Raw genomic sequence first — 14,304 nt, 5'->3', positions numbered from 1 at the left:
GGCTGCGTTTAAACCGTGGACCGGTGCGCAGGGCGCACCCTACCGTTTTTTGAGACGGGTTCTAGTCACATCAAGCCAGGCGACGACAGACCCAATCGGACACGCCGGATAAAGTCTTGAATTCTTCCACGCTGCGCGCCGCGACATCCGGGATGATGTCGCGCGCCAGGCGCGCCAAGGCGGTGCCCGGCTCAAGCTCCAGAAAAACCCGCACTCCCGATTCGTAGGCTACCTGCACGCACGACGCCCAGTCAACGGGAGTGGACAGTTGCGCCGCTAAAGTCGCAACAGCGGTGTCACGGTCCCGAACCAGCGCGGCATTGATGCCGGCGACCACCGGTGTTACCGGCGCCTTGAGGGCGCTTTGGGAAAGCAAGTCCCGAAAGCGTTCGCTGGCAATGCGCATCGACGGGGTATGCGCGGCGACCGACACCGGCAAGCGTTTCATGAACAGACCGCCTTGTTCCTGACCCGCGGATTCAACACGTTCCAGAGCGGCCACGGACCCGCCCAGGATAAAATGATCCGCCCCATTGACGATGGCGACCGTCGCTCCCAGATCGCGGCACAAGTCACGCACGCGCGCTAATTCCCATCCGCGCACGGCCAGGAGTCCTTGCGGCTTGGAGGCATCCTGATCCATCAGCGCGGCGCGCTGCGCGGCGAGCGATAGCGTCTGTTCCACGCTCAAGGCATCGGCGCATCCGTAGGCCGCGAGCTCACCCACGCTGTAACCGGCAAACAGGCGCGGCGCGGGTAATTGTCGGCGCAGCGCCGCCCAGCTTGCCAAAACGGCGCTGCAAATCAGCGGCTGGGCCACACGGTTGTCGTACAAACCTGATGCTTGACGCACGCACTCGCGTGGATCCCATCCGAGCGCACGTGCGGCGCGGTCCAACACCTGTATTGCGGCGGGATCGGACGCCATACGGACAAACATGGAAGGATGCTGGCTCCCTTGACCCGGGCACAGGATCGCGAGCCCGCTCATGCGCCCGCGTGCCCTTGCAAGCCATGCACGAACAACACGGCCGCGAGCATATCGGCGCTTCCTCCCGGACTCAGCCGCCGCGCCACCATTGCACGATGCACGTCCACCGCACGCGCAAACCAGGATGGCTGGAATATTCCACCGTTGGCGAGAAAATCACGCGCGGCCGACTGCGCCCAGGTCATACCGGGGATACCGCCGCGGTACAGCAAATTCGTATCTTCCACCACCGCCATCAGGGCGAAAAAGCATTGCACCATGGCCCTTGGGAAATCCGCGCCGCGCGCGAGACTGACGCGCAGCGCGGGCAAGCCGATATCAAACACATGCGGAAACCCCGCGGCGGCTTCGTGGCGCGCGCCTTTAACGCCGTGCCGTTGCCAGGTGCAATGCCCGTGGCTGCCGGGATTTTTTTCACGTTCGATGTAGCTGCCCCACCGTTCGCGCACACATTGGCCCAGCGCCAATCCGGAAAACGAAACTCCCGTGGCATTCAACAGACCGGCGGCGGCGGCCAACAGACCGAGATGGAAAATGGCGCCACGGTGTGTGTTGGCTCCGGAAGTGGCCTGTAACATGCGTTGCTCCGCCGCCCGGCCCAGATCCTGGAGCGGCGAAAACGGCGCCGACTCTGCCCCGGCCGACGCGATGGCGGGAAAATAATCGGTCAGGGCCGCAATACTGCGAAGAAAAGCCGATGCATCCATGTCCGCGTGACTGCCACTGTCCCACGGGCTTACCAAACCGGGTTTGGGATAACACTGCAATTCCAGATACAACGCCCGCTGCGCCAACCGTCCGATCGTGCGAAAGGAAATTATGGAATCAGATGGTTTTACCGCCAGGGCCAAGTTCATGAATGCAAGGATTGAAGCAGACGCATCGCCGTTTTCCGCGGCAGCAATTCGACTGAAGCAAGGGACTTAACCAGCAGGCGTGCGCGGGTGCCGGCGAGTTCCCGCCAGGCCACCGCCCTTCCGTCACTCAGCAACACTTCCCCATCGGCCTGAATTCCGTGGTCCTGCTCCCAGCGTTGTATTAACTGCAAGATGTACGGCAACGCAGCAACGTTGTTTACCTCCAACAGAAAATCAATATCGGATCCGGCGTGCAGGTATGGCTCGCGCGTGAGGCACTGCCACATCAGCGAACCGTATACACGAACGCCGACGTCATGCGGCCGAATGGCCGAGGCGAAATTATTCAACGGCAATTTCCAGTCGGATGGAATGGCGTCCAGAATAGTATTCAGCAGGGGCGGTCGCCGCACGGAGCGGACAGCGGCCGGTGCTACGCACAGGGCCATACGCTGCCCGCCACGTTGCGGCGAGAGGGGGATGCCGATTGCGATTCCGTATTCGGGATCCTGATTATCGCGGCGACGTGCCACGACGGGATATCCCGCTGCAATCCAGGAGCGCACGGCCGGGTACAGTTCTGGATCGAGCCGGGTAAGCAGGTTGGCGTCCCATCGAGTAGGATCGAGCCACACGAGAGCATGCCGTCCGATCGGAGCCCTGTCATCGGGAAGGACAAGGGCGGGGCTAGGCATGTTTGCACACACGGGAAATCACCGGCGCGGCATACAAACGACCGCCGCGGGCGTAGCCCTTTTCCGCACGCGTATCGACGGCCTCGGGCGGGGACACCAGAACTTTTTGCAGGTGTTCCGCCAGGTTACCGTTCCAGATCTCGGCGATGCCACCGAGCTGATGAAGACTTCCCGCTTCGGTGGCGAACACGGGGGAATTTCTTTCCAGTTCAAGCATGCGCTCAATTGGAATGCGCATCACCCTGGCCATGGCCGTCGTATCCATCACCCGCACGTGTACCTCGGGCAACGCGACGGTAATCTCCGCCATCATTCCTCCCGCCAAAAACCCGCCACTGACGGCTTCATCATAGGCCAACCCGATCACGCGGTGGCGCCGGGCCCGCGCCAAGGCAAGACTGGAAGAGAGATGTGCGAGGTAGGCATGGATGCCCAGCAGTTCGTCGCGGCGACTGAGGCGTTGGCCCCGCGTATCCACGAGGAAAAGAATCGGCCGCTTCGGAAAGGAGCGGATTACATTTAGTATTTCCCCGGCCAGGGCGAGCGCCAACTCCACACCTATGTAGGCATGTTCGGCGGTCCCAACCACGGCAACGGTCGCGCCATTCAACTTCCCTTCCCCGCGGAGCATCTCTCCAGCCCGGTTGACGGAATGGCCCTCCGGAAACAGTTCATTGACCAGTTTTTCCCAATTCATATTACTTTCCGATTGGGCAGTGATTGCGCCAGTTCGACCAATTCCGCTTCGTCGAGGAGCGCGACTTGTCGCGACGAAATGATTCCCATCCTGCTCCAAATCTCCTCGGCATCTTTGCAATCGCCGTAAAAATTAAGGCGCATGGAAAGCCGCTCGTGATCACGCTCCAGATTTTCCATATCCAACGTCCGAGACTGGAGTAATGCATCGATGGCCGCGGCGCGAAACGCGGGGATGTCGTCCGGCACCAATCGGCTTGCGTCGCCGAGGAGATATCGGCTTTTCCCGCCGACCGTCCGCCATACCAGGGCCAGGTCGCGGGAATCGAATTCTTCAACCCCCGCCACGGTCTCGATGACTTCAGGCCCCGACAGGCCGATACGGCCCAGTTCACTGATAACGATGGCATTGCAACAGTGCGCCACGATTGACATGCCGCCAAAACAACCGTAAGCCCCACCGATAAGAGCGACCACGGGGATACCCGCGGCGCGAAGCGCGAGCAACGCTTGCAGGATTTCAGAAACCGCGATCAGCCCGGCATTGGCCTCATGCAGCCGGACACCGCCGGATTCCAATAACAAAAGCACGCCCTGCGGACGTTCAATCAGCGCGCGGCGGAGCACGCCGGTAATCTTGGCGCCGTGCACTTCGCCGACGGACCCTCCCATGAATCCCCCCTCCTGGGCCACGATGAACACACGCTTGCCGTCAAGCGTGCCCCGGCCGACGATAACCCCATCGTCGAACGACACCGGGACATCGAACAGCTTGAGATGGGGACTGGTGACTCGCTCGCGCGGGCCGATCCATTCATGAAACGAATCCCGATCGAGGAGTACCGCGATACGCTGACGCCCCGTCGCCTCATAATAACTGCGTCGCGCAGATGAATTATCCGCGAACGTCATGCGGCGTCTCCCTGGAAATCTTCATATGCCTGATCAAGACGCAGGCTCACCACGGCCGGAGACGCGCCGGCATCGTTGATCGATACCAGGACATCTCGCGGCCGGTAGCGTTTTACGAAATCCGCAAGCACCGCCTGCCAGATCGCGCCATATCCCCTGATCGAGGTATCGACAATGACGCGACAACCGCCGGCAAGCGATTCCTGTTCAACCAGCACCTCGAGATTACCCGAGGAAACCACCCCCACCAGCACGCTGTCACGCCGCGCGGGTGTTTGCCTTGAGGAATCGGTGGATGCGGGAAAATCAAACTCAAGATGTTCCATGGAGACCTCTACCAGTTTCTAAAACGCGCGGGAGGATCATACAGCCCGTCGGACCAGCGCACGAGATCCTTGATGGATCTCGCGGCCAGGAGGTCACGGGTTGCCTGGCGTTTGTCGATCCCGAGATCTTCGGGGCGGCGGATAATCCCGCGGTCGCGCAAATTCTCCACCGCGGCCCGGGAGCGGCCCAATCCAACCGGGGTATAGCCGGCTACACCTCGAATGGCTTCGGCACGATCTTCTTCGGTGTGGCATCGCAGCAAGTTGGCGATGCCCTCTTCCGTCACGATGTGCGAAACGTCGTCACCGTAGATCATGATCGGGGGCAAGCTCAATTCTCCCTGATCCATCATTTTCCAGGCATCCAGTCGCTCGACAAACGCCGGTTGCATCCGTCCGTGATAAGTTTCAATTATCTGAACGACCAGCTTGCGCCCGCGCGGTATGCCGCTTTGTGTTTCAGCTTCGCGGCCGGCGCGCAGCCAGGTCGCGCTCACATGGCGACGGCCGCGTGCATCCGAACCCATGTTGGGTGCCCCGCCAAATCCGGTGATGCGATCCAGCGTGGCGGTGGAACTGTTCCCCTGAAGGTCGATCTGCAGAGTTGAACCGATAAAGAGATCGCAGGCATAGTGTCCGGCCGCCTGGCAGAAGGCGCGGTTGGAGCGCATGCTCCCGTCAGGACCGGTGAAAAAAATATCGGGACGCGCCGCGGTATAGGCCTCCATTCCCAGTTCCGATCCGAATGAGTGAATGGTTTCGACGAAACCGGATTCGATTGCCGGGATAATGGTGGGATGTGGATTCATGGCCCAGTGGTTGCAAATTTTGCCCTTCAATCCCAGACTGGATGCATAAGTCGGCAACAACAGTTCTATGGCGGCCGTGTCAAAACCGATGCCGTGATTAAGTCGTTGGACGCCGTATTTGGCATAAATCCCTTTTATCACCATCATCGCCATCAGGATTTGAATTTCGGTGATTTGCGCCGGGTCACGCGTGAAAAGCGGTTCGATGTAATGCGGCTGCGGGCTCGGTACCACGAAATCCACCCAGTCAGCCGGAATATCCACGCGTGGGACGCGATCGACCAGTTCATTCACTTGCGCCACGACAATGCCGTTGCGAAACGCCGTGGCTTCCACTATCGCGGGTGTGTCCTCGGTGTTGGGTCCGGTATATAAATTACCAGCGGCATCGGCGCTCATCGCGGCGATGAGGCTTACGCGCGGAGTCAGGTCGATGAAGTAACGTCCGAAGAGTTCAAGATACGTATGAATCGCGCCGATTTCGATTCTCCCTTCGCGAACCAATCGTGCCAGGCGCACCCCCTGAGGACCAGAGAAGGAAAAGTCGACACGACTCGCAATTCCAAGCTCGAACAGGTCGAGATGTTCGGGCAACGCCAACACCGACTGGACCATGTGTAAATGATGTACCCGTTTGACATCAGCCTGCACGAGGCAGCGCGCCAGAAAATCAGCTTGCTTCTGATTGTTGCCTTCGAGACAAACCCGGTCACCGGCTTCGATCACCGCTTCAAGCAACGCCGTAACCTGCTCCGGCGCCACTGCTTTGCCGCGGGTTAAGGTCGCAGCCCGTTCCAGTCGTGCGCGCCGGTTGGCGGCCCGGTTATCCCAGCGAGTATCGTTCACGGGTACTTGCCATTATTTTGATTCGAACCGCCGCATTGTATCTGACACTGCTATGCAGTAGCAGGGCCACTGCCGTGACTCCGACCTCCGGAGTAAACTTTGGGTGCTGTCTGAGTGCCGAGCGAACATATACCATGCATGCCTTGAGGTCCCAGGGGAAACGGATGCGTTTTCCTCGCAGACAAACCCACTGTCATGCTTTTTTGCTTGTCTCGTTGTCGGCCTGCCGGATATCGGCCCAAGACGCGGATTTTTCGAGCTTCCGGTCACACCGGCGGAGGCGGAATCTCGAGGTCTCCATGCGGCGTGACATTGGGGGTATTGATAACCTGTTTATTGACCTTAACCTGACCTTAACTTAAATTGATTGTAATAAAGAATGGCAGGCGGCCCTCCATGGGGGGTGCTACAGTCTTGCACCGGATAACTCGATCTTCCAAATTTAACTCGCGAATGATTACTAACACCGTACTCCAGCCGGACAATAAAATTCATTGCCGCGCATGAACGGCAATCTTTACAGCCTGTTTTCCGAACGGTTTCGTGGCCATCTTGAACGTACGTGCGTTGAAACCGACGCTGGACGGCGCTTTACGTATGGCGATCTCGAGAAGATTTCGGCCCGTTATGCCCGCTTTCTCACCGATCTGGGTCTCGTGCCCGGCGATCGCGTGGGAGTGCAGGTGGAAAAATCCGCCCAAGCGCTTTTCTTCTATCTCGGTTGCCTGCGCGCCAATCTTGTCTATCTCCCGCTGAATACCGCGTACCAGCAAACAGAAGTCGGTTTTTTTCTGCGCGACGCCGAACCGCGGTTCGTGCTCTGCGACCCAAAATCCGAGATTACCATGCGGGCGCTGGCGAGCAAGCAAGGTGTCACGCAAGTCTTCACGCTGGATGCACAAGGCCAGGGTACGCTCGAAGTAGCCAGCGCCGATACGCCGCCTGACTTCGATACCGTGCCGTCGCACGAGGATGATATCGCCGTGATCCTGTACACGTCCGGCACCACCGGCAAGCCCAAGGGAGCCATGCTGACACACAGGAATCTCGCCAGTAACGCGAAGGCGCTCCATGAAACCTGGGAATGGCGCGAGGATGACGTGCTGCTCCATGCCCTCCCCATGTATCACACGCACGGACTTTTCGTCGCCAATCACTGCGCACTGCTTGGAACCAGCGCCATGCTGTATCTGAGGAAATTCGACGCCGATGCCGTCATAGAGCGACTGGCGCGCACGACCGTGTTCATGGGCGTGCCGACATATTATACGCGTCTGCTGGCAAGCCCCGCTTTCGGACGCGACACCTGCCGAAACATTCGGGTGTTTATTTCCGGTTCGGCGCCGTTATTGGCGCAAACATTCGTGGAATTTCACGCACACACCGGCCATGAAATCCTCGAGCGTTACGGCATGACCGAGACGTGCATGAATACCTCGAATCCTTACCGCGGGCCAAGACTTCCCGAGACGGTGGGCCTGCCTTTGCCCGGGGTTTCGGCGCGGATTGTTTCCGACGGTGATCGTGATTTACCCGTTGACGAGGTCGGCCAGCTATTGGTGAAAGGACCGAATGTTTTCAAGGGATACTGGCGGCATCCGAAAAAAACCGCCGAGGACTTTACCGCCGACGGCTATTTCCGCACCGGCGATCTCGCGCGCCGGGGCAAGGATGGATATATATCGATCGTCGGACGCGCCAAGGACCTGATCATCACCGGCGGCTTGAATGTCTATCCCAAGGAAATTGAATCCTATCTCGATGCGCTCGAAGGCGTGCAGGAATCCGCGGTGATCGGATTGCCGCACCAGGACTTTGGCGAGGCCGTGGTCGCCATCGTGGTGCGGAAAAAAGGATATGAAAACCTGACGGAACTCGCCATCCTCGATCAACTCAGGGGACAGATCGCCAACTACAAGGTTCCGAAACAGGTAATATTTGCCGCCGAGCTTCCGCGCAATACCATGGGAAAGGTGCAAAAAAACGCGCTGCGCCAGAAATGCGTGGCTATTGTTTAACCTGATTTCATCCTGAACTTAAAGAACCGGACTGAAAAAATGCCAGCCGCACATGCACGGTGTATGTGTGCCTGATCGTGCGTTTCGTGACCGGGTCGTGCAGTGACAAGTTGATGGCGGCATTGCCCGGCGGAGGAGTTGCGAAAGTGGGCACGGTACCGCTGAACACCATGCGACCTTCCGCCTGATCCCCGTCACAGCTGCGTACAAAAACCATCAGATCGTCAAAGGCCATGTTATGCGCCAAATTGCCTTCCTGCAGGACGGTTTCGCCACAAGTACTCCGAAGCGACAGTGAATCCCAATGATCGATCACCTCGCTGACCCGCCATGCCGACGTGCCGACTATTTTGGGACAGGAGTTTTTTCCCTGCAAAGACGAGGCCGCCTCGATGCGACGATCGGTGTGGTCGCTCCCGACTGTCAGGTAATCGACCCCATTAACGTGGAATAGCACGACTTCTATTTCCGGAGTGGAATCGGCGCCGATCACACCGATGTCGGTGGCATTCGTGACCAAAGTCGGCATCAACGGATAAAGCATGGGGACATGGACCGGCGGTTTGATTCCAAGGCTTGCCTGGCGCGCGATGTGCGCGCGAACTTTTTCCGGATCGCGTCCGGTGGCGCCTGCCGCCAATGGACGCCGTATTGCCACTTCCAGTAGCGCCCCACCTTCCAACGAGAACTGCAACACGGAAAACATGCGATCAGTTTCCGGCGAGCAGGAAGGCTTTGACAACGTCGGACTTGTGCAACAGATGTTCCTTCAACAACCGGCTGAGGCGTTTCCCGTCCCGGGCGCGCAATGCTTCCAGGATTTCCTCGTGTTCCGCCACCGCCTGGTCCCAGCGAGGTCGCGACAGGTTGGCCATGTAGCGGGCCCGGCGGATACGGACGCTCAGCCCTTGATAAATATTTTTCAAAACCGGATTGCCCGCCGCTTCAATTATACTTTCATGAATCAACTGGTTAAGCCTGAAATATTCGGAAAGCTCATGCCGTTGATAGTGAATGAGCATTTTGCCGTGCAAGGTCTCGATGGCCGCGATGTCCCCGGCGCTGGCCCGCAGGCAGGCGCTTTCTCCGGCCAGCGCCTCCAAGGCCCCCATGACCTGAAACATGTCATCCACCGCTTCGAGGGTGAGGCGGGACACCACGGCGCCGCGATTGAAATGCAAATCGACCAATCCTTCCGCGGCCAGTACCTTGAGCGCTTCGCGCAGCGGTGTGCGGGATATGCCGAAGCGTTCACATAATTCACGTTCGGGTATGCGCGCGCCGGGCGGTAACTCGCCTTCGACAATCAAATCACGCAATCTCCGAATGACTTCGTCATGGAGCGCGCGTCGGGCGATGGGCGCCCGATGAACGTTTCGTTGAAATGTTTCAGTTTGTATTGAATTTGTCATAAGTTACCTCACTGATTGCCGCAGCGCGGCGTCAAGAACACGGGCGACATGCATGGACTCTCGGCACGATCCGTCGCGAATCTGCTGCCGGCAGCTGGTGCCGTCGGCGATAATAACGGTGTCAGAGGATGATTTACGAACGGCGGGCAGCAGATTGAGTTCGCCCATTTTCATGGAAACATCATAATGCTCCGCGTCGTAACCGAATGCGCCGGCCATTCCGCAACAACTCGATTCAACCGTCTCCACGGTCATATCAGGAATCAGTCCGAGCACTTGCTGCACGCTGTCCATGACGCCAAAAGCCTTTTGGTGGCAATGACCGTGAAGCAACGCACGTTTTTCCTTGAGCGGCTGGAGGGCGAGGTGCAGACTCCCTGACTTTTGTGCTTGCGCCAGAAATTCCTCAAACAGCATGGCGCGTTCCGCCAGCCGCGCGGTTGCTTCGCCCGGGAGCATGGCGCAGAATTCATCCCGCAGGCTGAGTAAGCACGATGGCTCGAGACCGACAATTGACATGCCGCGCGACAAATACGGTTTCACCGCGGAGAGAACTCGCCGCGCCTCCGCGCGCGCTTCGTCGACAAGACCGGCGGATAAAAAAGTCCGCCCACAGCACAACGGTCTTCCGCCATCGCCGGGACGTAATAAGTGCACCTTGTAACCGGCTGCTTGCAATACTCTGGACGCGGCGCGCGCATTCTCGGGCTCAAAATAGGTATTGAACGTATCAACCCACAGCACGACCTCGCCCGCTTCGCCCATGGCCGGGTCCGGAGCATCGGGTTCACGGCGATAATCGAAAAAATCCCGTCGCCAGCGCGGCAGGGCACGCCGTGCGCTGAGTCCCAGCAGTTTTTCGCTCAGCCGTGCCAAACCGGGAATCCGGTCGCGCATATTCAACAGACCCGGCAGACGCGCCGCCCACGGCGCGTAGCGCGGTAACCAGGCAATCAACCGCTCGCGCCATAACAAACCGTGTTTTTCCCGATAATGACTCAGAAATTCGATTTTCATCCGCGCCATGTCGACGCCGGTCGGGCACTCGCGCTTGCATCCTTTACAACTGACACACAAGGCCATGGTGGCGCGCATATCCTCGCTTACAAACGCCTCCGGACCGAGTTGGCCGCTGATCGCCAGACGCAGCGAATTCGCGCGGCCGCGCGTGACGTGCTGCTCGTCGCGCGTAACACGGTACGACGGACACATCACGGCGGGTTCCGCTTTCCGGCAGGCGCCGTTGTTGTTGCACATTTCGACGGCACCGCCGAATCCACCCCATGGCGACCAGTCAAGCACTGGCCGAAAACCGTCGGTGCGGTATCCCGGCATGTAACGAAACAGCCGCCGGTCGTCCATACGGGGCGCGCGCACGATTCTGCCGGGATTGAGCAAGCCGCCCGGATCGAACGCGTCCTTGACCTCCTCGAAGGCTTTAACCATCCGTGATCCGAACATGAATTCGTGAAACTCCGAGCGCGCGATGCCATCGCCATGCTCGCCGGAATGCGAGCCCTTGTATTCACGCACCATGGCGAATGCTTCTTCGGCGATGGCGCGCATTTTTTTCGCGCCCGATTCTTCCTTCATGTTAAGCACCGGGCGAACGTGGAGGCAACCGACGGAGGCGTGTGCATACCAAGTGGCGGTGGTGCCATGCTTTTGAAAAACCTGCGTCAACCGCTCGGTGTAGGCGGCCAGATCTTCCAGCGGTACGGCGCAATCTTCGATAAATGACACCGGCTTGCCGTCACCCTTCATGGACATCATGATATTAAGCCCGGCTTTGCGCACCTCCCAGATGGCGTTCTGTAATCGAGGGTCGACGGCCTCGACAACCGAGTCGGGGAATCCGAGCGTTGCCATCAAGTCCGAAAGTTCCCTGAGTTTTGCCAGTTGCTCATCATGATTCTCTCCGGAAAATTCCACGAACAACAAGGCGTCCGGCTCGCCCTTTACGAAGCGTTCCAACATTGGTCGATACAGGGCGATATCGCGCGCAAGTTCAATCATGGTCCGGTCGACCAACTCGACCGAGGCCGGCGCGAGCTCGACAATGTGACGCGTCGATTCCATTGCTTGCTTGAACTTCGGGAAGTGACAAACGCCCAGTACGCGGTGCGGCGGTATCGGTTGCAGGTCGAGCTGGATTCGGTTGAAGAATGCCAGCGTGCCTTCGGAACCAACCAGCAGCCGCGCCAGATTCGGACGGCTCGTCGTCAGAACATCGATGTTATAACCGCCGACACGGCGCAGCACTTTGGGAAACCGGAGGGCGATTTCATCGCGTTCCCGTTTGCCCAAAGCGCACATCTGACGCGTCAAGTCGCGAAAACGTACATTGTCTTCAGTCGCCAGTGTTTCGGGATCGACTTCGCCAAAATGGAACGAACTGCCGTCCGCCAGCATGGCGTCGATGGCGCGCACGTTATGCACCATGTTGCCGTATCGGATAGAGCGGGCGCCGCAGGAATTGTTGCCCGCCATGCCGCCGAGCGTGGCCCGGTTGCCGGTCGAAACGTCCACGGGAAAAAAAAGTCCATGCGGTTTGAGATATTTGTTGAGCTGATCGAGCACCAGTCCCGGTTCCACCCAAGCCGTCCGCGCCTGGGTGTCGAGATCGAGCACGTGATTGAGATATTTACTGGTGTCGACGACGATGGCCTCGGCCACTGTCTGCCCGATCTGCGATGTCCCTCCGCCGCGGGCCAGCACGTTCACTCCGGCGTCCGCGGCGATCGCCAGCGTGCGATGAACGTCCTGCGCATGGCGCGGAATAACTACTCCAAGCGGTTCGATCTGGTAAATCGAGGCGTCGGTGCTGTAACGCCCGCGCGTGAAGCGGTCAAAGAACACTTCGCCGTCGAGTTCATCGCGCAGCCGCCTGGCAAGCCGGCTATGGCCGGGTGGTATTCCAGATTTCACAGCCCGATCGCCGGTTATATTTTTTAGTGACGGGAATCTCTGCCCAAATCCACAATTGGCCCTCCTATCTGAAGCAGGTGCTCAGCTTTTACTGGAGATCCTGATTTTCGTCTTATGCAACAGAAATATGTCTATTGCGCCAAGACAAAATGTATGCAAAATACATAATGCAATCTGTCATGCCATTATGCATCCATGACCATATGCAAACAATCGCGAAATTGCATCTCTTTTTTAACATAGAAAAACAGAAATGATGCAACTAACTTAGCTTTCGGTCAGCCCGCGGGCGGTACATTGGGACCATGTGGGGACCACGTGCAGGAGGTATGCATCATGTCGTTCCGAAGCGGACGTCATTTTCTTCAGATTCCCGGGCCGACAAATATTCCCGACCGTGTATTGCGGGCGATGGACTCGCCGATCATCGATCACCGCGGCCAGGATTTTGCACGGCTCGTCCTGGATATTTTTGCCGGTCTCAAAACCGTTTTTAAAACCTCCGCCGACATCATTATATTTCCTTCATCCGGCACGGGCGCCTGGGAAGCGGCCTTGGTCAACACCTTGTCTCCCGGTGACAAGGTGTTGATGTTCGAAACCGGTCATTTCGCCACGCTTTGGTTCCAGATGGCGACACAGCTCGGGATCGCGGCCGAATTTGTCCCGGGTGACTGGCGCCACGGTGTTGACCCGGAACAAGTCGAAAACCTGCTCAGCGCCGATCGCGGCCATATAATCAAGGCGGTGGCGGTGGTGCATAACGAAACATCGACCGGTGTAACCAGCCGTATCGGCGAAATCCGCAAGGCAATGGACCGCACCGCGCATCCCGCGCTCCTGATGGTGGACACAATCTCTTCGCTGGCCTCGATTGACTACCGCCATGACGAATGGGGCGTGGACGTGACGGTTGCCTGCTCGCAAAAAGGCCTAATGCTCCCGCCGGGCCTCGGCTTCAATGCGGTTAGCGCCAAGGCCCGCGCCGCGGCCAAAACGGCGCGGATGCCGAAATCCTACTGGAACTGGAATGAAATGATCGCCAATAACAAATCCGGTTTCTTTCCCTATACCCCCGCGACCAATATGCTGTTCGGGCTGCGCGAAGCATTACTGATGATGCAGGAGGAGGGACTGGACAATGTTTTTGCACGGCATGCGCGCCTGTCGGAGGCGACGCGCCGGGCGGTGCGCGCCTGGGGACTGGAAATTTTGTGCCTTAATCCGGAGGAATACAGTAACGTCTTAACGGCGGTGCTGATGCCGGAAGGCCACGATGCCGACCGCTTTCGCGAATTGGTGTTGCAGCGTTTTGACATGTCTTTGGGTACCGGATTAACGAAGTTAAAGGGCCGGGTGTTTCGCATCGGTCATCTCGGCGACTTCAACGAGCTGATGCTTGCCGGAAGCCTGTGTGGCGTCGAGATGGGGCTCACTGCCGCAGGAGTTCCACATAAAAACGGCGGTGTACTTGCGGCGCTCGACTATCTCTCGGCCGACAATACAATGAGGGAAACATCACGAATTACGGCGCGGTCAGCCTGATATACATCGAGCTGTAATTTTTCAATACCATCAAGGAGGAAATATATGAAACGCTTTATACAATTCGCAGTTGTACTATTTCTGAGTAATCTTTTTGTAACATCTGCATCGGCGCAAATCGAGCTGAAATTCGGGCACGTGGGCGAGCCCGGCTCGCTCTTCGCCGCTTCCGCCGACGAATTCGCCAAGCGCGCCAACGCCAAGCTCGGAGCCAAGGCGAAGGTCGTGGTCTACGGCTCGAGCCAGCTGGGCGGCGACAAGGAGCTGCT

General features: G+C 58.4%; 12 protein-coding genes and 1 pseudogene. 3 read left to right on the top strand and 10 right to left on the bottom strand.

Features of this window, described 5'->3' with window-relative positions; all coding sequences use genetic code 11:
- Nucleotides 1-70 precede the first annotated feature (70 nt).
- Genes mdcH through mdcA form a run of 7 tightly spaced genes read right to left on the bottom strand, consistent with a single transcriptional unit; the run spans nucleotide 71 to nucleotide 6,132 of the window.
- A complete protein-coding gene (mdcH, locus tag WD823_RS12320; RefSeq protein WP_368429797.1) occupies nucleotides 71-991 on the bottom strand; it encodes a malonate decarboxylase subunit epsilon in 921 nt (306 codons plus the stop codon).
- Nucleotides 988-1,848: a triphosphoribosyl-dephospho-CoA synthase MdcB gene (gene mdcB, locus WD823_RS12315; RefSeq protein WP_368429796.1), complete on the bottom strand. Its 861-nt coding sequence runs from the start codon at nucleotides 1,846-1,848 to the stop codon at nucleotides 988-990. Before mdcB ends, mdcH begins: the two co-directional genes overlap by 4 nt.
- Nucleotides 1,845-2,543, bottom strand: a complete 699-nt coding sequence (gene mdcG / locus WD823_RS12310; protein WP_368429795.1) for a malonate decarboxylase holo-[acyl-carrier-protein] synthase — start codon at nucleotides 2,541-2,543, stop codon at nucleotides 1,845-1,847. The genes mdcB and mdcG overlap by 4 nt, the downstream gene beginning before the upstream one ends.
- The gene (locus tag WD823_RS12305; protein ID WP_368429794.1) at nucleotides 2,536-3,240 is read right to left on the bottom strand and encodes a biotin-independent malonate decarboxylase subunit gamma; all 705 of its coding nucleotides are present in this window, start codon (nucleotides 3,238-3,240) and stop codon (nucleotides 2,536-2,538) included. The genes mdcG and WD823_RS12305 overlap by 8 nt, the downstream gene beginning before the upstream one ends.
- Nucleotides 3,237-4,151: a biotin-independent malonate decarboxylase subunit beta gene (locus WD823_RS12300; RefSeq protein WP_368429793.1), complete on the bottom strand. Its 915-nt coding sequence runs from the start codon at nucleotides 4,149-4,151 to the stop codon at nucleotides 3,237-3,239. The genes WD823_RS12305 and WD823_RS12300 overlap by 4 nt, the downstream gene beginning before the upstream one ends.
- Complete coding sequence (gene mdcC, locus WD823_RS12295; RefSeq protein ID WP_368429792.1) at nucleotides 4,148-4,477, bottom strand: malonate decarboxylase acyl carrier protein; 330 nt, start codon at nucleotides 4,475-4,477, stop codon at nucleotides 4,148-4,150. The genes WD823_RS12300 and mdcC overlap by 4 nt, the downstream gene beginning before the upstream one ends.
- 8 nt (nucleotides 4,478-4,485) lie before the next feature.
- A complete protein-coding gene (gene mdcA / locus WD823_RS12290; RefSeq protein ID WP_368429791.1) occupies nucleotides 4,486-6,132 on the bottom strand; it encodes a malonate decarboxylase subunit alpha in 1,647 nt (548 codons plus the stop codon).
- Between the two features lie 503 nt (nucleotides 6,133-6,635).
- On the opposite strand from mdcA, the gene WD823_RS12285 reads away from it, so the two are divergent.
- Nucleotides 6,636-8,150, top strand: a complete 1,515-nt coding sequence (locus tag WD823_RS12285; RefSeq protein ID WP_368429790.1) for a malonyl-CoA synthase — start codon at nucleotides 6,636-6,638, stop codon at nucleotides 8,148-8,150.
- A 7-nt stretch (nucleotides 8,151-8,157) separates the two neighbouring features.
- Here the strand turns inward: WD823_RS12285 and WD823_RS12280 are convergent, their stop codons facing one another.
- From WD823_RS12280 to WD823_RS12270, 3 genes are read right to left on the bottom strand one after another with little or no spacing between them, the layout of a single operon-like run.
- Nucleotides 8,158-8,856 (bottom strand): DUF2848 family protein, encoded by a 699-nt coding sequence (locus WD823_RS12280; protein WP_368429789.1) that lies wholly within the window; start codon nucleotides 8,854-8,856, stop codon nucleotides 8,158-8,160.
- A 4-nt stretch (nucleotides 8,857-8,860) separates the two neighbouring features.
- The gene (locus WD823_RS12275) at nucleotides 8,861-9,562 is read right to left on the bottom strand and encodes a GntR family transcriptional regulator (RefSeq protein ID WP_368429788.1); all 702 of its coding nucleotides are present in this window, start codon (nucleotides 9,560-9,562) and stop codon (nucleotides 8,861-8,863) included.
- Between the two features lie 3 nt (nucleotides 9,563-9,565).
- Nucleotides 9,566-12,490, bottom strand: a complete 2,925-nt coding sequence (locus WD823_RS12270; protein ID WP_368429787.1) for an FAD-binding and (Fe-S)-binding domain-containing protein — start codon at nucleotides 12,488-12,490, stop codon at nucleotides 9,566-9,568.
- A gap of 336 nt (nucleotides 12,491-12,826) precedes the next feature.
- Here WD823_RS12270 and WD823_RS12265 point away from each other — a divergent pair, with 336 nt between their 5' ends.
- Together WD823_RS12265 and WD823_RS12260 are read left to right on the top strand one after the other, a co-directional pair.
- A complete protein-coding gene (locus tag WD823_RS12265) occupies nucleotides 12,827-14,035 on the top strand; it encodes an alanine--glyoxylate aminotransferase family protein (protein ID WP_368429786.1) in 1,209 nt (402 codons plus the stop codon).
- 45 nt (nucleotides 14,036-14,080) lie between these two features.
- Nucleotides 14,081-14,304, top strand: a pseudogene (locus WD823_RS12260) (TRAP transporter substrate-binding protein); the annotation flags it as partial.

This window comes from Sulfuricaulis sp., from assembly GCF_040901545.1.
Lineage (GTDB): Bacteria > Pseudomonadota > Gammaproteobacteria > Acidiferrobacterales > Sulfurifustaceae > Sulfuricaulis.
The sequence above is the reverse complement of the archived record's forward strand: the minus strand, read 5'-3'. Positions and strand labels throughout refer to the sequence as shown.

What these genes read in the sequence shown, in the direction of transcription:
- mdcH (WP_368429797.1), bottom strand. Translation starts at nt 991, where the DNA reads ATGAGCGGGCTCGCGATCCTGTGCCCGGGTCAAGGGAGCCAGCATCCT.
- mdcB (WP_368429796.1), bottom strand. Translation starts at nt 1,848, where the DNA reads ATGAACTTGGCCCTGGCGGTAAAACCATCTGATTCCATAATTTCCTTT.
- mdcG (WP_368429795.1), bottom strand. Translation starts at nt 2,543, where the DNA reads ATGCCTAGCCCCGCCCTTGTCCTTCCCGATGACAGGGCTCCGATCGGA.
- WD823_RS12305 (WP_368429794.1), bottom strand. Translation starts at nt 3,240, where the DNA reads ATGAATTGGGAAAAACTGGTCAATGAACTGTTTCCGGAGGGCCATTCC.
- WD823_RS12300 (WP_368429793.1), bottom strand. Translation starts at nt 4,151, where the DNA reads ATGACGTTCGCGGATAATTCATCTGCGCGACGCAGTTATTATGAGGCG.
- mdcC (WP_368429792.1), bottom strand. Translation starts at nt 4,477, where the DNA reads ATGGAACATCTTGAGTTTGATTTTCCCGCATCCACCGATTCCTCAAGG.
- WD823_RS12285 (WP_368429790.1), top strand. Translation starts at nt 6,636, where the DNA reads ATGAACGGCAATCTTTACAGCCTGTTTTCCGAACGGTTTCGTGGCCAT.
- WD823_RS12280 (WP_368429789.1), bottom strand. Translation starts at nt 8,856, where the DNA reads ATGTTTTCCGTGTTGCAGTTCTCGTTGGAAGGTGGGGCGCTACTGGAA.
- WD823_RS12275 (WP_368429788.1), bottom strand. Translation starts at nt 9,562, where the DNA reads ATGACAAATTCAATACAAACTGAAACATTTCAACGAAACGTTCATCGG.
- WD823_RS12265 (WP_368429786.1), top strand. Translation starts at nt 12,827, where the DNA reads ATGTCGTTCCGAAGCGGACGTCATTTTCTTCAGATTCCCGGGCCGACA.